The sequence below is a fragment of the Algoriphagus litoralis genome (assembly GCF_003259255.1).
GTDB lineage: Bacteria > Bacteroidota > Bacteroidia > Cytophagales > Cyclobacteriaceae > Algoriphagus > Algoriphagus litoralis.
Genome location: NZ_QGOL01000003.1, coordinates 91233 through 107445 on the forward strand (window position 1 = coordinate 91233; position 16213 = coordinate 107445).

Sequence of the window (16213 nt, forward strand, 5' to 3'; positions counted from 1 at the left end):
CACCATTAATGGAAAATCACCGAAGAAAATATCGGATCATCAGCGCTGTATCCGTTTGATTCGGACCTTCAATAGTCTGCAGTCCGCTGCTGATGACCTCTCGATCGGTATAGCTTGTTCGAGCAAATCTCAAATAAGCGGTGAGTTTCGGGGTGAATTGGTACTGGCCCAGCAAATAATACCGCATGCCCTGTCCCGAAAAAGCCGGTATAGAAAAGGTCCATAAGACATTGTTTTCAAAAGCATAGAGGCGATTGTCGTAGGTCTCAGCATCAAAAAGTGCGATTCTACCTGTCAGGCGCCAGTTCTTTTGGCCATACTGCACATCCTGCAAGATCATCAGCCCATGGGAGATTTTATCTTCGATTTTCACACGACTCATCAGGATTCTTGATCTGAGGAAAAAGTCTTTCGTCACGTGAGTCTCCAGACTGAGCAGTCCGTTGATTTTATTGACAGGCTTTACCAGATAGGGCAGGGCTGGTTCTCCAGAGTCTGAGAGATTGCGGTCTTTTTGTTCCTCTCTGATTTGAATGAAGGCGATTAAATTTCTAGAAGGCTGATAGCTGATTCGTGCCAGCCATTCGTAGCCCTTGGATGGCGCATAGACCCGATATCTTAGCCAAGGGAAATTGAAAAAATCATAGTAGGCGTTGATTTTCCAGCGCTTTTCGGGTTTAATCTGAATTCCCATATACACCCCACGTTCATTGATTGGTCGGGTATTCTCTGAAAATCCCGAAGAATAGAAGCTGTGAAAATCTTTGTCATAATTTCTCCACAAAAGTGAAAAATCCACTTGTTTGCTCAGGCTGCTTACAAAACCTAAGACAGTTCCAGATCCGCCACTTTGTGAAAGGGCGGATTCTCCAAAAAGAAAGAAATTTTTCCAGTTGTAATTGAAATAAAGACTCGATACCAAGTTGCTTTGCCCGGCAAATTCAAATCGATTATAAATCTGAGGCGTACGGAGCCAAGGTCTGCTAAATCGCGTAAAGAGTGCATTTGCTCCGACTTGAAATTTTCCAGAAGGGTGAGCATATTGGGTATTCCCTCCCAGACTGGTTTCCTGAAACTGGTTTTTGGTAGAAAGCTCACTTTGGGTGCGGTGAAGGCCTGATTGGCTAAAGGAACTGATGGTCTCATTGTCGGAATCAAGGCTGTCTCGGGCGATTGAAATTCTTCCGTCTCTGGCAACATGCGAAGCGATGAATGAAGCCTGCCAATTTTTGAATTGTCTGGTTAGACCGATTCCTCGGAAATAGCCAAATTCCAATGCTGCGGTGTAGGGCAGTATTCCTATACTGCTTCTTCTGACAGTTGGGACCGTTTCAGCGCCTTTACCCAAGGTATATCCTGCCCCGAAAATCAAGCCCTGTCCGAAAGATGCCTGAAAATCTCCCAAAGCGATGGTTTTCCATTTGCCGACATAGTACCGTGTGAAATGAAAAGAGAAGAAGTTGAATCCAAAGCGGCCTGTTTTGCCATCCCAAGTGAATTGCTCCCCGGCATCCTTGTCCAAAGTCACTCCCATACTGAAATCCCGAGCATGCTGGATCCGAAATCGGAGGTAAACTGTATTGGGGTCACCTAAGTATCTGCTCGATAGCGTTCCGTTGCTACTGGTGTCTGCCGGACTGAATCCTCTCCTTTTTTCCCAAGTTCGTTGATGACGAAAGAGAACATAGGCTTGCTCCTCATCTCGCACGCGATCCCAGAATTTTTTGCTTTTCAACCCTGAAGTTCCTAAAGTGATAAAAGGAAGTAAGTTTTCGATCGTCACGAGATCAAACTCCGGTACTGCTTGAAGTTCATAAGGCGAAAGAAGAGGGCCATATGTATTTCGATAATTGATCAGGCTGCCTATCTGTGAGGGATTGAGCAGATAGGTAGCCTGTAATACCTCTGCATCTGCCTTGTTGATATCCAATGGATTAAGATAGAGTTGCAAAAGAACTTCGTAAATCGACTCATAGTCAATGTCCTCTTCTTGGATCGGAAATAGTCGTTCAATGAAGGATTCCAAATCGACGGGATTGTTCTCTTGGGCTTGTGAAAAGACCGAAATAGGAAGAGCATAAAAGAGGAAAAAGATCCACCTGGATTTCATCAGTTCTCAAGATTATATACCAAGCTCAGATGGTGGGTTCTTCCCAAAGCGGTGTTTTGGCCATAGGCATAGTCAAACCCAAAGCGATCCTTTCTCAAACCCAATCCAAAACTTAGTCGGGCCGGATTACTGCTGATTCCAGTTCGCAGAAAAAGCCATTCTTTAAATTGGTATTCAATGCCTGCCCGAAATATTGGCGCTAGCTCGATGTCCTTTTCCGCTTCTGCGCTGATTCTGACTGTTTCTCCCGCTAGATAAGTTATCCCAATTTGCATCAGGGTGGGGAGTCTTTGCTCGTTATTTTGGCTAACTTTTGCCCGGTTTAAATTGGAAAAATTGGCGCCCAAGAAGAATCTGGGGCCGAGCTCTGCCACACCTCCAAGTGAAAAGAGAAAAGCGTTACCTGTTCCGAAGCCTTCGATTTGAGTTTGATGCCAATCTACTTTTGCTCCAAGACTTACAATTCCCAGTGTATTAGAAAATCCAAAACCGACTAACTGCTGGCTGAAAAGCTTTCCTCCAAATCGGGAGACTCCAAAGCCAAATGTTCCCAAGTCACTTTTCCAACCTATACTCAGATCTACTGAGCTCAAGTCGGCAATTCCAAAACGGGAATCAAATCCCGCTGAAATTTGTGATTTTTCGATCCGGTCTAGCGCACCAATATTGTTGAAATAAGTCCATGAATCAGGCAAAAATACTTTTGAATTGCCCATGGCTTGACTTCGGGCTCCATGCGCCTGAGTGAGTGGATCTGTCTGGGCTATCCCATCAGTGGCCCTCCAAATCCAGAAGCATAAAAAAAGGATTCGCTTCATCTGGTTCAGAAAAAATGTGAACCGAATTTAGTTAAAAAAACAATTCAGCGAAAGTAATCAACTGAAAATCAGAATGGAGCTTTGAAATTAAAGAAAAGATTGCCCTCTCCCTGATTATTTAGAGAATATTCAAATCTCAGCACAGAATCATACACCATTACCAAGTCAATCCCTAGACCATATCCATAAAGGTACTTATTGGACAACCGGGCGTTTTCTGGAATATTATTCCGGTCTGTCACGGTACCGTGATCAAAGTTGCCACTGAGGTAGAATTTAAATGGAATTGTACTAAACTGATCCAGCGGCATATACCTGGAAATGTCAAAGGAAAGGTCGAGAAATTTATACCGGAGGCTGTTTTTGTGCACATACAGTTGCTGACCTTCGATGACATTCAGCTCATATCCACGGATAAAATTAGGTGAGTAACCAATTCCCCTCACCAATGTATAGGGCTGCTGAGGACTAAGGAACCATACGCCTGTCAATCCTGTAGCAAAGTGAAATCGATCATTGATTTCAAAGTATTTATTAGCGACAATATTCACTTCTACTTCATCCAGATCTTCAGTATTGATGATTCCATATTTGGTTGCAGTGAACTGGAGTAGTTCCCCTTTGGTGGCATAGGAGACATTATCCCTTCTATCGTGGCGAAAAGAGTACTGAAGAAAGATGTACTTCAGGTTATTGTCTTCTCCTTGAATGTAATTTGGGTTTTCCCTTAATACTTCTGGATTAATCCAGGTACTATTGTAGCCCAGAGTTAAAAAATGAAAATTATAAAAAGTCCTTCTATACGTATATCTCAGTGAAGTAGAGAATACCTTTCGCAGTACATCTTCATTTTCATTGGTATAGAAGACCTGTTTATTATTCTCAGACTTGATGGCTAAAGTTTTTTGGTCTGCATAGGTCAGTTGGATCGCGAGACCTTGTTTTTGCTTTTTGTCTATGTATGGTTTAGTATAGACCAAGTCTAATCCTTTGGTAAATCCGAGCTGGCCTGAGAATCTGAGCTTTTCATTTCTGCCACCTAAATTGCTATGGTTGATTTTTAGACCATAATTCACTCTGGAAAAATCTCTTCCTTGGTTGGTCCACCATTCTGAAAAATTTCTGTCTGCCAATTGAAAAATAACCGATGGAAGTACATACCAGCGTTCTTTGACAGAAATCAGGATTTCCACTTCATCCTCGCCTGTAAAAAGTGGTGTCACCTCCACCTCGGTAAACAATCTGAGGTTGTAGATTTTTTGCTGATCCGCATTGAGGATTTCCATAAATGACTCCCATTCGTAATAGTAATCTGTAGTGAAATCCAGTTCTCTCAGGATGATACTTTTTTGGGTTTTCACATTCCCGATGATGAAGATATTGTTCACCTTGACACTGTCCGGAGTAGGGGGATTCACAGGTTCTAGGGTGGTATCTTGTGCGTAGCTTTCTCCGAGGCTCAAAGCCCAAAAAAATATAGAAAGCAATACGATATTTCTCAAATCGCGAATCAAAGGAATCTATTTGTGTAATTTTCGGTTCGGCTCTAATAAAGGAAAATCAATGCTTAAAACCTACCTCCGAAAGATAGCTATATTTCCTGTTTTGGTTTACCAATATGTGATTTCTCCACTTTTTCCTGCAAGCTGTCGCTATACTCCGACCTGCAGTCAGTACATGAAAGAAGCCGTTTTAAAACACGGAGTGATCAAAGGTGGCATTTTGGGAATCAAGCGGATAAGCAGATGTCATCCTTGGGGAGGACATGGGCACGATCCAGTTCCTTAATTTCCCGCGGGTTTAAATCCGTTTTTTAAAGCTCTTCCGATCAGGATAAAACCAATAATCACGAGTGGAATACTGAGAAGTTGGCCCATATTGAACTGCATCGATTGCTCAAAATCTACCTGGACTTCCTTCAAGAATTCCCAGACAAATCGCATTCCAAAGACAGAAATCAAGAATAATCCCAACAATAGTCCTTCAGGCAATCTTGATTTGTATTTAGCCCAAAGTGCCAATAGAATCAAGAAAATGACAAAATAGGATAGGGACTCGTAGATTTGAGTTGGATATTTAGTTTTTCCAAACGTCTTGACCGTCACCAGATAACCATCCGGTTGTTCTGCAATCTCGAAGTTCAGAGGGCTTTCTAGCGGTTCAGCAAGGTATTCTTTGGAGGACTTGAATTGGGTCAATGCATATTTAATATCGCGCTGGAGAATAGCGCCTAAGTCTTCTTTAGAGAAATTTCCCTTGTTGATTTTTATTTCAAAATTTAAAGGAACAATTCCATTGCCTTGGAGTTCGCCTGCACGATCTTCAGGCTTGTAAGCCTCTATGGATTCAAAAGGAACCTTCAAGGTTTCCAATATTTCTTCCGCATCCCTCGCAAAGACAAAGCCCATATCTGTGCCTGTGTCCTTACCGCCGATTTCTGAGTTCATTAAATTTCCAAAACGAATCAAGGCACCGGTCATCGCTGTGACAATCACGATCCGATCTACCACCCAAAGGTAACTTTGCCCAGGAGTCCGCTTGGCGTATAGCCAAAGTGCAAAAAGAATGGCAATAGCAGCACCATGACTGGCCAATCCACCCTCCCAAACTTTGAGGATATCTATCGGATTGCTCAGGTATTTCTCAGGTTCGTAAAAAAGCACATGCCCTAGTCTTGCACCGATGATGGTGGCCAGCACCATGTAAATGGTCAGTTTATCAACGAGTGCCTCATTCTGACCTTCTTTTCTAAAAAAGTAAACCATAAACTGTTGGGAAATAATAAAGCCCAAGGCAAAAAGTAAACTGTACCATCTCAATCGATCAAAACCTGAGAAAACAGCCTGATTGGGATCCCATACTACGTAGTTCAGAAAGGAGTGAAGCATAATGGTGGATTAGATTTGGTCTAATTGGTCAAGTTCTTCGGCAAAGCCTCCAGATAAAATTGGGAAGCGATACCATGTTTTAGGGTCAACGTTAAATTCATCCAGATGAAATGAAGGAGCCAATCGCTCCCTTTTCCATTGATTTCGGGACCAAAGTCGGAAAAATTTTTTGATATAATCTTTCAAAACGGAATCCTCTAACTCAAGTTCATCTTTTAAAAGAAGGAAAATATCCATGGGAGACCGCTTGTCCCGAATTGCCAGTCTTTCAATTTCTACAATAACCGAATAGGGCATAAGGTCTTTTTCATCCGTTTGGACTCTTTCCAGTGGCCGAAGTTCTGCGGTTGGGGTCAGTGAATTCACTAAGGAGAGACCAGGGCGGTCGAGATTCTTCTCTGCCCAATTGAGCCAATGCAGGATAAAATACTTGTCTACAGCAGCAATCGGCGAAATACTTCCGCTTGTGTCTCCATCCATTGTGGCATATCCTACATCCCCTTCACTACGATTGGAGGTAGAGAGGAGAAGTGAATGATTGATATTGGCAAGCATCCAGATGATCGGCGAACGACTTCGGGCCTGAATATTCTGGAGTGTAATATCATCTTGATCCCAAGTCAATTTTCGTCCGATTGCAGCCTCGATTTTTTCCGTATAGGATTTTACCTCTGCATCTATTGTCCAGGAATAGAACTTAGCGCCTAAGCTTTCAGCCAGTGCTTCTGCTGATTGTAGCGTCTCAGGTGAGGAATTCGCTGTGCCTTGGTAGGCAGTGGTCAAAAGCTGGCCTACAATCTCTTTTTCGGGATTTTCAGTTTTTGGGGTAAAATCAATTCCGAGTTTTTGAAGAAATTTCTCCAAGCCCAATTCTCCCAGTCCACGACGGACCAATTCTGCAACCAGTACCGCAATCGTGGAGGAATCAGCGCCTCCTGAGAGCGACAATACGAAACCTTTGCTTCTACTTTTGCGCAGGTAATCAAAAAGTCCCAAGGCCGAAGCCTGAACAAATTCCCATTCTTTCGGAAGTAATGGCGCTATTTTTTGACTTTTTTCTTCCACCTCAACGGTGAATACCTGGTAATCTTTAAATGAAAGCAATTGGTTTCTTGCCAACAATTGCCCTGATTTTGCCAGTAAAATTTCCCCGTCAAAAATCATCCGGCCAGCCTCATTGCCCAGCAGATTGACATAGACGTAGTAGCAATTGAATATCTTGGAGCTGTTTTCGATCAATTCTTTTCGCTCCAGCGTTTTGCCCATGGCAAAGTGAGAGGCACTTGGATTGAAAATGAGGTCAACTTGGCGTTCACAAAGGCGGTATCCCGGGCGAGAATTGCCTCTCCATGCGTCCTCACAGATTTCAAAACCATACTGAATATTCTTGTGACGAAATGTCAAATCACCTAAAGGAACCAACTGCCCTTCAAATTCAAAATCAATAACTTCTCCAGCAGTCCAAGGTGTAAACCATCTAAATTCGTAATGGACTCCATCGATAGCCAAAAATTGCTTGGCAACAAATCCTTCTAAAATTCCATTCGCTATTACGGCCACAGTGTTGTAGACTTTTTCCTGAATCCGGACAGGAACACCTACTGCTACGGTTATTCCCTTGCAATGAGGAATTAATTTACCAAGCTGGACCAATGCTTTTTGGGGATACCAATAGCTTAAAAAAAGATCTTCCGACCCGTATCCGGTAATTGCCAATTCAGGGAAACAGAGAATTTCTACATTTTGGGCCTTGGCTTCCTGGATGGCAAGCAGGATTCTATTCAGATTTCCACTCCAGTCGAGGGGAGTTTGATTGACAGTAGCACCTGCTAGTTTGATGGCGGACATAGGGAGGTTTGAGAATAGAAAAGTTAAATTCTAGAAGGCAATCTGAAGGATTTCGCAGGCATTTTTTGAAGCTTCTTGTTCAGCTTTTTTCTTGGTGCTTCCTTTACCCTCCGCGACAGATTCGCCATTTACATTCAGCTCTACAACAAATTCTTTGAAGCGTTGGTTACCGTGCACACTCAAAACTTTGTATTCAATATTTTTGGATTCTTTCTGTGACCATTCAATAATTTTGCTTTTATAGTTAGTTACAGTAGAAATCATTTCATCCAAATCCATATGGATAAGAATTCGCTGAAGGATCAGTCGCTGTGTAAATCTGTAACCTCTATCCAAGTAGACTGCGCCTAAAAATGCCTCGAGAATATCGCCAAACAAGGATTTGTTGCCGGTAAACTGTCGCTTGCTCACGACTTGTTCAAGGGTTTTTTTTAATCCGATTTTTATTCCTATTTCGTTCAATTTCTCCCGATTAACCAATTTTGAGCGGGTTTCGGTGAGAAATCCCTCATCGCGGTAGGGGAATTTTTTGAAGAGATGCTCGGCAATTACGGAGCCTAGTACAGCATCACCTAGGAATTCCAGACGTTCGTTTGAGATTTTGAATCCCTGGGAAGTTTCCTCTCCGAGGCTTGATGGAGTGAGGGCAAGTCGGTAGAGTGATAAATTCAAAGGCTTGCGTCCAATGATCATTTTGATCGAGGAGGCAAGCCTTTTGTCTTGGGTATTAAAGAAAAGAGTGTGGATTCCGAGTCTTTGGAAAATTTTCACTCTGCTCAATTGTATTTTTTGAAAATGACGGAACAATTGTGTCCACCAAATCCAAAGGTATTGCTCAACGCATAATTGACTTCTCGTTTTTGCGCTGTATTGAACGTCAAATTCAATCCTGGATCAAATGCTTCATCATCTGTGAAGTGGTTGATCGTAGGAGGGACGATACCATGGTTGATTGCAAAAATGGAGGCGATGGCTTCCACAGCTCCTGCGGCACCTAGTAAATGTCCGGTCATCGATTTGGTACTGCTGATATTCAGTTTGTACGCATGCTCTCCAAATATTTTCTGGATAGCTTTTGTTTCACCTACATCTCCAAGTGGAGTAGAGGTACCATGGACATTGATGTAGTCAATATCCTCCGGCTTGAGCCCTGCATCCTCAAGCGCGATTTTCATGACACTGCTTGCACCCAAACCTTCCGGATGCGGAGCGGTAATGTGGTAAGCATCTGCAGTCATCCCGCCGCCAACTAGTTCTGCATAGATTTTGGCTCCTCGGGCTTTTGCATGTTCCAACTCTTCAAGTATCAATGCTCCTGCACCTTCACCTAAGACAAACCCATCTCGGTCTTTGTCAAAAGGTCTGGAAGCTGTAGTAGGAGAATCATTTCGCTGAGAAAGCGCCTTCATGGCGTTGAAACCACCGATACCTGCCTCAGATACAGCTGCTTCAGAACCTCCGCTGATAAATAAATCTGCTTTGCCTAATCTGATGTAATTGAATGCATCAATTAGAGCGTTGGTGGCTGAAGCACAAGCTGATACTGTGACGAAGTTTGGACCTCTGAAACCATACTTTATAGAAATGAAGCCGGCAGAAATGTCAGCGATCATCTTTGGGATAAAGAATGGATTGAATCTTGGAGTTCCGTCGCCTCTGGCAAAATCGGTTACTTCTTCTTGGAAAGTCCGCAGTCCACCGATACCCGAACCCCATATCACACCCGCTCTGGATCGATCGATCGCTTCCAGATCGAGTCCGGAATCTAAGATCGCCTGATCGGCAGTAATCATGGCATATTGGGTGAAGGCGTCCATTTTTCTGGCCTCTTTACGATCCATAAACTGATCGAGATCCAGATTTTTGACTTCGCAGGCGAATTGAGTCTTGAAAAGTGAAGCGTCGAAGCGAGTGATAGGCGCAGCGCCACTCACACCATTCACCAATCCCTGCCAGAATTCTTCTGGGGTGTTTCCGATGGGTGTGAGTGCGCCTAGACCCGTTACAACAACTCTTTTTAAATTCATATAATGAATTTAGCAGTACTTATTTTACGTTTGCCTCAAGGTAGGTAATAGCCTGACCTACAGTGCCGATTTGTTCGGCTTGATCGTCAGGGATAGAGATATTGAACTCTTTTTCGAATTCCATGATCAATTCCACAGTATCCAGAGAGTCAGCACCAAGATCGTTGGTGAAGCTTGCTTCCATAGTCACTTCAGACTCTTCTACGCCAAGTTTGTCAACAATGATGGCTTTTACTTTTTGTGCAATTTCAGACATTTTGTGATCAGTTTAGTTAATAACACTCCGCAAAGAAATATATTTAATACCTAATTGACAAAGAAAAGATCGAAGTTAATTTTTAGGCAAAAGGACAGTTCGTACTGGTCAAATTTAATTTCTACCTTTGTTTCGATCACCATTCTTCCTCCATGAAGAAGACCAAATTATTTGTTGAACCTACTTTTGATTTTGAGCTTTTGGGGCTTGTTTCGCCAGTTAAAGACTATAAAATGGCTTGGCTGATCAATCGTGAGTTGGACCTGAATTTGGTCAAATCAGAAGATATCCAAATCGAATTTCTCTCAGCTCCTCAGCTAGAAATATCACAATATTTGCTTTCTTTACCCCATGGTTTTATCCAACTTTTAAAAAATAAAGCACTCAATACTTCCCAGCAATTGGCATATTTGATTCCAGAATTGCGAAATTTGGATTACTTCCTCTTGGTACAAGACCAAACACATCAAACCAGTATCACTACATTTGTGGAGCACCTCGCAAAAAACCCGTTTATCCAAAGTGTGGTGCGACTGGATATTTCAAAAATAAAATCGAAAGAAAATCTATTAACCTATTAAAAACCCGATGAGCCACCTCCCCTTCAAGAAAACAAAAATTCTGGCTACAATTGGCCCAGCCTCCAACAATTACGAAATGATCAAAAGCCTGGCGGCCGCCGGTGCGAACGTTTTCAGATTGAATTTTTCTCATGGGACTCATGAAATCCATCAGGAAGTCATCGAAATCATTCGAAGAGTCAACAAAGAACTCAATTGCCATTTGGGAATCCTTCAGGATCTTCAGGGTCCTAAAATCCGTGTCGGTGAAGTGGAAAACAACGGCGTAGAGATCAAACCTGGAGACAAAATCACCATCACCAATGATCCTGTAATCGGGTCTGCCTCGCTAGTCAGTACAGTATATCAAAATCTACCCCAAGATGTAGTCCCTGGTGATAGAATACTTATCGATGATGGAAATCTTGAGGTGGTAGTGAATAGTACAGATGGCAAAAATGTCAATACCACGGTAATCCACGGGGGTATCCTCAAGTCCCGAAAAGGCATCAACCTTCCAAATACCAAGGTATCTGCACCTTCCCTGACTGAAAAAGACATCGAGGATTTGCAATTTGGTCTTTCTCAAGATGTGGATTGGATCGCACTTTCGTTTGTTAGATCTGCAGATGATATTATTGACCTTCGAAATAGAATCAAAGCAGCAGGAAAGGAGTGTAAAATTGTAGCAAAGATCGAAAAGCCGGAGGCTTTGGAAAATATCGATTCAATCATCGAAGCCACTGATGCAATTATGGTTGCAAGAGGTGACTTGGGTGTTGAAGTTCCGATGGAAATTGTTCCGCTTTGGCAGAAGAAAATGGTCGAAAAATGCAAATTGGCCTGTAAGCCTGTGATCATCGCTACTCAAATGATGGAAAGCATGATTCAGAATCCTCGTCCTACGCGAGCCGAGACCAATGACGTGGCCAATGCTGTTTTGGATGGTGCAGATGCGGTAATGCTATCTGCCGAAACTGCTTCAGGCAAATATCCTGTCAATGCGGTCAAAGCGATGACCAGCATTATCAGCTACCTGGAAGAAAATGCAGATATCTACCACAATCTCTATAAAATCCCGGAAGATGATCTCACCTTCCATAGCAACAACCTGATCTTGATGGCCTCGAGACTTTCTAGAAACGTGAAAGCAAAGGCAATTGTCGGGATTACATCATCAGGATTCACAGGCCTAAGACTCGCCTCGCATAGACCATCTGCCAACATCTTTGTCTTTACCAGAAATAGAAAGCTACTTACTCAGATGTCTTTGGTCTGGGGTGTGAGAGCCTATTATTATGAAAGTCAGGTTTCTACTGATGCTACTTTCACAGATATCGAAAATACTCTGAAAAAAGATGGACACGTAAAGCAAGGTGATGTCATCATCAATACCGCTAGCATGCCACTTAAAGAAAAAGGAAAAACCAACATGCTAAAAATCCATCTTGTAGAGTAGTGGGCTATTGATTTTGACCCCTTTAGCATATCAATTCAAAGGATGAATCATACGGTTCATCCTTTTTTTTATACAGTTAGAAAGAACTGCCAAGACTACTTCGGAATGATTTGGTTTAAAAATCAACATAAACCAAATCAAACTATGACAAAACTATTCAAATACTTGCTCATGGGATCGCTGTTTTTTTCGATCCTGTCCTGCAGTGAAGATTATCAGGGACCACTTCCGTATCCTACGCTGATCGAAGCTGCCAATGAGGCTGGACTGACCACTTTGGTAGCGGGTGTCCGGGCCATTCCCGGACTAGAAGCTACGCTTCAAAGTCAACCTGCAATTACTGTTTTTGCACCCACCAATGAGGCATTTGCAAATGCACTTCGTGATTTTGGTGCGACGGATTTGAATGACTTAGTGGCTAAACTTGGAGGAGCTGCTAATTTGGAAACTGTCTTGGGATTCCATGTAGTGCCAGCTGTAGCTTTATCCAGAAATCTCAATCCGGATAATGTATTTACTACGCTGTCCGGGCAACAGTTGCGAGTGAACGTAAACTCTAGAGTAGTAACCGTAACCGACGCAGCCGGCAATGTAGCCGAAGTCGTACAGGCTGATGTGCAGATCGAAAATGGGGTGGTCCATGTGATCGACCGTGTATTGATACCATCTATAGAATTGCCAAAGCCTACTTTGGTAGAAGCTGCCACTGAGGCGGGCCTAACGACACTTTTGACTGCTGTCACCGCGGTAGAAGGCCTTCCTTCTGCCTTGCTTTCTGCACCGGCAATCACAGTTTTTGCTCCGACCGATGAAGCTTTTGCAGCAGCTTTGGAAGTTTTCGGCGCAGCTGATCTCAACGAACTAGTTGTCAAAATCGGTGGTGCGGCCAATTTGGAAAAAGTACTGGGATTCCATGTCGTCCCTGCTGTTGCTTTCTCTGGTGATTTAGCAGCTACTAACACTTTTACCACCTTGTCAGGTCAGGAAATTGTGGTAGAGAAATCAGGATCCACCGTTTCGGTGAGAGACCAATTGGGTAGGGTAGCCCAAGTAGTTGCAGCGGATGTCGCTATCGCAAATGGTGTAGTCCATGTCATCAATGGCGTCATGCTTCCCGATTTGATGTTGCCTACAATTGTAGAGGCAGCTCAGGCAGCTGAATTGACTGTACTGCTCGATGCGGTAACTGCTGCCGGTTTGGGCAGTGCATTATTGAATGCTGATGCGATCACCGTTTTCGCACCAACCAACGCTGCTTTTGTCAATGCTTTAGAAGCGTATGATGCAGCAAATCTGAACCAGCTTGTGGCCAGAATAGGAGGGATTGAAAATCTTCAAACTGTGCTAGGATTCCATGTTGTGCCAGCGGTAGCTTTTTCTACCGATCTCAATGCAAGCAATACATTTACCACTCTTGCGGGTCAGGAATTGACGGTAGCTGCGAGTGCATCTGGAGTCACTGTGACTGATGCTCTTGGGAACACTGCAAATGTGGTCGCTGGTGATGTGGCTATCGAAAACGGTGTAGTTCATGTGATAGACAGAGTTTTGCTTCCTGAACTAACACTTCCCAATGTGGTAGAAGCTGCTCAAGCGGCTAACCTTACCATTCTTTTGGATGCGGTAACTGCCGCTGGTTTGGGAGGTACTTTACTTGGTCAGGAAGCGATGACTGTTTTTGCTCCTACAAACCAAGCTTTCGCTGATCTATTGGAAGCCTTGAACTTGGGATCTTTGACTGAACTGATCAATACACTCGGGGCTGAAGCTGTTACAAAAGTTCTCGGATTCCATGTAGTTCCTGCTACTGCCTTCTCATTTGATTTGGCCGAAGGAGCTCAGATGGTTCCAACCTTGGCAGGTGAGATGCTCACTGTAACCCGAACTGGAAATACCGTCACAGTCACTGATAAAGCCGGCAACACTTTCAATGTGATTGCTGCTGATGTGGCTATCGAAAATGGTGTGGTTCATGTAATTGACGGGGTACTCTTGCCGACACTCTAATCCTGATGAAAATGTAAAAAAGGAGGAGTGGATTTTCTGCTCCTCCTTTTTCCTTTGAGAAAAAATGTCGAAGATTAAACCAGTAGAAAGGGAGCGAGATATGTTTAGTCACAGATTTAGTCATTGGTTTGCCGGACTTCTTGGAGTCTATTCATTTCTGAATATTTTCTTCCTTGATGGTGATAGACTTTTTGCCGTTGCAGTAGAGGCTTTACCGCTGTTTATCCTGATATTTTCTTTGACATTTTTGGTCTGGTATGGCAATAGATTCATCGAGAGCTTCATTGCCAAAAAACAGACAGCTATTCATCCGTTGATTTTGCAGTTTGGTATCAGCACGCTCGCTGTTTTGGTTTTGGCCTTTTTATCTGCTCAGATTACAGGATTAATCCTTGGAGGGCCATTTGGTTTTTCATTTCAAAATTTTCTGCTTACCGCAGCATTTGTTTCCCGAATCAATTTGTTTTTGAATTGCATTAACGCCATTTATTTCTTTAGTGAACGATTTAAAGAAAAGGCCATTGAAGCTGAAAAATTTAAAACGCTGACCTCAGAGGCACGATTGGAATCTGTCAATTCCCAGCTGAATCCCCACTTTTTCTTCAACAATCTCAGCACCCTATCAGCACTTATCTACCAGGATGCCCAAGCGGCCGATCAATATTTGCAAAAACTCAGCGAAATCTATCGCTACATTCTAAAGAACAAAAACAACGAATTGATACCTCTGGCAGAAGAGGTTGATTTTTTGAAAAAATATTTGGACTTATTGACCATCAGATTTCAGGAATCCTTGAATTTTTCACTTTCGATTGCTCCAATCAGTCTCTCGAAATTGATCCCTCCTGCGGTACTTCAACTACTTGTGGAAAACGTAGTGAAACACAACTATTTCACTCGAAAAAAACCACTGGAAATTGTGATCACTTCCGATGATGTCTCTCTCAGAATTTATAATAAAAAGCAGCCAAAAGAGGTAGTAGAATATTCATCCGGCGTAGGTCTTCAAAACATATCCGAGAGATATAGGTTTTTAAACAATAAGATTCGTATAGAAAATGAAACGGATCATTTTCTGGTTGAACTGCCACTAATCGATGATCAAACACTTACTAGTAGTCGAAGACGAGCCGTTGGCGCTGACACGGATTAGAGATATTATCCGCAAATATCGTCCGGATTGGGTGATTGAAGAGACTGCCCAAAGCATTAGTGAGCTGGAACAATCCCTTCAAAACCAACACACCTTTGATCTCATCCTTTGTGATATCCATCTGGCAGATGGACTGAGTTTCAAAGCATTTCAGAAGGCCAAGGTCCATGTTCCGGTCATTTTTATTACTGCCTATGATGCCTATGCATTGCAGTCATTCGATCACAATTGTATCGACTATGTGCTAAAGCCTATTCAGGAGGACCGCCTAGTTCAGGCATTTGAAAAAGTTGAAAAATTGCATCACCCAGCAAAACAACCAAGTCTTTCCCCTGAGTTTGTATCCTCTTTTCTTCAGAACTATTCTCAAAAGTTTTTCAAAAAACGATTTCTGACCAAGTCGGGAAGTAAGCTTTCATTTACAGCCGTTGAGGATATTGCTTTTTTCTATGCTGATGGAGGAATTACCTTCTTGGTGGAGTCTGGTACATCCAATAAGTTCATCGTGGATCACAGTCTGAATGAACTGGAAAATGACCTGCTAGACCCAAATAAATTTTATAGAATCAATAGATCATTTATAATCAATTTGGACAATTTGATTGAGATGAAACCGTATCACAATGGTCGCTTAGCCCTATCTTTGAAGGCGAAAAGCGATGAAACAATCGTGGTGGCCCGAGAGCGGGTCAACGAGTTCAAATCTTGGATCAATCAGTAATCTATGCTCAAAAACGTTTTTTTTCTTATCCTTTTTTCGGCTTTAATTTCCTCTGATCTCCTAGCCCAAACCATGGATCAGGTCTCTTATGATTCGCTGAAAAAAGCAATGATCCAGCTGGATCAGGAGCTATACCAAGTCCAGCTGAACCTCCATAAATCCCAAAAGCAGCTCCAGACTGGAATTCTAGTGGCTACGCTCGGCTATACTGTCACTATCATTGGAGGGCAACTTTTAGGAACAAAGCCTGAGCTTGGTGAGACCCTTCTGTACGTAGGAGGAGCCACGGGGATTGTTGGCACAGTGGTCTTGTTCAAAGGCTTCAAAAAAATAAGTCTGGCTCCACCGGTTCCAAGGTCTCAATAG

General features: G+C 42.9%; 15 protein-coding genes. 7 read left to right on the top strand and 8 right to left on the bottom strand.

Annotated features, from left to right (window positions below):
* Nucleotides 1-16 precede the first annotated feature (16 nt).
* The 3 genes from DK188_RS03695 to DK188_RS03705 form a co-directional block, all read right to left on the bottom strand.
* On the bottom strand, nt 17-2110 hold the full coding sequence (locus tag DK188_RS03695; protein WP_111669459.1) for a ComEA family DNA-binding protein: 2094 nt from the start codon (nt 2108-2110) through the stop codon (nt 17-19).
* Nucleotides 2110-2928: a PorV/PorQ family protein gene (locus DK188_RS03700; protein WP_111669460.1), complete on the bottom strand. Its 819-nt coding sequence runs from the start codon at nt 2926-2928 to the stop codon at nt 2110-2112. Before DK188_RS03700 ends, DK188_RS03695 begins: the two co-directional genes overlap by 1 nt.
* A 68-nt stretch (nt 2929-2996) precedes the next feature.
* Nucleotides 2997-4442, bottom strand: a complete 1446-nt coding sequence (locus DK188_RS03705; protein ID WP_232825655.1) for a hypothetical protein — start codon at nt 4440-4442, stop codon at nt 2997-2999.
* Between the two features lie 49 nt (nt 4443-4491).
* Between DK188_RS03705 and yidD the strand changes: the two genes are divergently transcribed.
* The gene (gene yidD / locus DK188_RS03710; RefSeq protein WP_111669461.1) at nt 4492-4716 is read left to right on the top strand and encodes a membrane protein insertion efficiency factor YidD; all 225 of its coding nucleotides are present in this window, start codon (nt 4492-4494) and stop codon (nt 4714-4716) included.
* Here the strand turns inward: yidD and DK188_RS03715 are convergent.
* From DK188_RS03715 to DK188_RS03735, 5 genes are read right to left on the bottom strand one after another with little or no spacing between them, the layout of a single operon-like run.
* Entirely contained in the window at nt 4713-5816 is a 1104-nt protein-coding gene (locus DK188_RS03715) for a prolipoprotein diacylglyceryl transferase (RefSeq protein WP_111669462.1), read from the bottom strand. The two genes, yidD and DK188_RS03715, sit on opposite strands and share 4 nt — an antisense overlap.
* 9 nt (nt 5817-5825) lie before the next feature.
* A complete protein-coding gene (nadE, locus tag DK188_RS03720; RefSeq protein ID WP_111669463.1) occupies nt 5826-7664 on the bottom strand; it encodes an NAD(+) synthase in 1839 nt (612 codons plus the stop codon).
* Nucleotides 7665-7694: 30 nt separating this feature from the next.
* Complete coding sequence (gene rnc / locus DK188_RS03725; protein ID WP_232825656.1) at nt 7695-8435, bottom strand: ribonuclease III; 741 nt, start codon at nt 8433-8435, stop codon at nt 7695-7697.
* Between the two features lie 5 nt (nt 8436-8440).
* A complete protein-coding gene (gene fabF / locus DK188_RS03730; protein ID WP_111669465.1) occupies nt 8441-9691 on the bottom strand; it encodes a beta-ketoacyl-ACP synthase II in 1251 nt (416 codons plus the stop codon).
* Nucleotides 9692-9710: 19 nt separating this feature from the next.
* Nucleotides 9711-9947, bottom strand: coding sequence for an acyl carrier protein (locus DK188_RS03735; protein WP_026950184.1), 237 nt, complete (start codon nt 9945-9947; stop codon nt 9711-9713).
* 152 nt (nt 9948-10099) lie between these two features.
* Between DK188_RS03735 and DK188_RS03740 the strand changes: the two genes are divergently transcribed.
* The 6 genes from DK188_RS03740 to DK188_RS03765 all read left to right on the top strand — a co-directional run bounded on the left by DK188_RS03740 (nt 10100) and on the right by DK188_RS03765 (nt 16213).
* Nucleotides 10100-10528 (top strand): IPExxxVDY family protein, encoded by a 429-nt coding sequence (locus tag DK188_RS03740; RefSeq protein WP_111669466.1) that lies wholly within the window; start codon nt 10100-10102, stop codon nt 10526-10528.
* A gap of 7 nt (nt 10529-10535) precedes the next feature.
* Nucleotides 10536-11966, top strand: coding sequence for a pyruvate kinase (gene pyk / locus DK188_RS03745; RefSeq protein WP_111669467.1), 1431 nt, complete (start codon nt 10536-10538; stop codon nt 11964-11966).
* Nucleotides 11967-12110: 144 nt separating this feature from the next.
* Entirely contained in the window at nt 12111-13973 is a 1863-nt protein-coding gene (locus DK188_RS03750) for a fasciclin domain-containing protein (protein WP_111669814.1), read from the top strand.
* A gap of 64 nt (nt 13974-14037) precedes the next feature.
* Nucleotides 14038-15126, top strand: coding sequence for a sensor histidine kinase (locus DK188_RS03755; protein ID WP_232825657.1), 1089 nt, complete (start codon nt 14038-14040; stop codon nt 15124-15126).
* A complete protein-coding gene (locus DK188_RS03760; RefSeq protein ID WP_111669468.1) occupies nt 15071-15847 on the top strand; it encodes a LytR/AlgR family response regulator transcription factor in 777 nt (258 codons plus the stop codon). The genes DK188_RS03755 and DK188_RS03760 overlap by 56 nt, the downstream gene beginning before the upstream one ends.
* A gap of 3 nt (nt 15848-15850) precedes the next feature.
* Nucleotides 15851-16213 (top strand): hypothetical protein, encoded by a 363-nt coding sequence (locus DK188_RS03765; protein WP_198672962.1) that lies wholly within the window; start codon nt 15851-15853, stop codon nt 16211-16213.

Bases quoted from the DNA above. Each gene is read 5' to 3' on its own strand.
- DK188_RS03765 (WP_198672962.1), top strand. From the start codon at position 15,851: ATGCTCAAAAACGTTTTTTTTCTTATCCTTTTTTCGGCTTTAATTTCC.
- DK188_RS03750 (WP_111669814.1), top strand. From the start codon at position 12,111: ATGACAAAACTATTCAAATACTTGCTCATGGGATCGCTGTTTTTTTCG.
- fabF (WP_111669465.1), bottom strand. From the start codon at position 9,691: ATGAATTTAAAAAGAGTTGTTGTAACGGGTCTAGGCGCACTCACACCC.
- yidD (WP_111669461.1), top strand. From the start codon at position 4,492: ATGCTTAAAACCTACCTCCGAAAGATAGCTATATTTCCTGTTTTGGTT.
- DK188_RS03700 (WP_111669460.1), bottom strand. From the start codon at position 2,928: ATGAAGCGAATCCTTTTTTTATGCTTCTGGATTTGGAGGGCCACTGAT.
- DK188_RS03735 (WP_026950184.1), bottom strand. From the start codon at position 9,947: ATGTCTGAAATTGCACAAAAAGTAAAAGCCATCATTGTTGACAAACTT.
- DK188_RS03760 (WP_111669468.1), top strand. From the start codon at position 15,071: ATGATCAAACACTTACTAGTAGTCGAAGACGAGCCGTTGGCGCTGACA.
- DK188_RS03695 (WP_111669459.1), bottom strand. From the start codon at position 2,110: ATGAAATCCAGGTGGATCTTTTTCCTCTTTTATGCTCTTCCTATTTCG.
- pyk (WP_111669467.1), top strand. From the start codon at position 10,536: ATGAGCCACCTCCCCTTCAAGAAAACAAAAATTCTGGCTACAATTGGC.
- DK188_RS03715 (WP_111669462.1), bottom strand. From the start codon at position 5,816: ATGCTTCACTCCTTTCTGAACTACGTAGTATGGGATCCCAATCAGGCT.
- DK188_RS03755 (WP_232825657.1), top strand. From the start codon at position 14,038: ATGTCGAAGATTAAACCAGTAGAAAGGGAGCGAGATATGTTTAGTCAC.
- nadE (WP_111669463.1), bottom strand. From the start codon at position 7,664: ATGTCCGCCATCAAACTAGCAGGTGCTACTGTCAATCAAACTCCCCTC.
- DK188_RS03740 (WP_111669466.1), top strand. From the start codon at position 10,100: ATGAAGAAGACCAAATTATTTGTTGAACCTACTTTTGATTTTGAGCTT.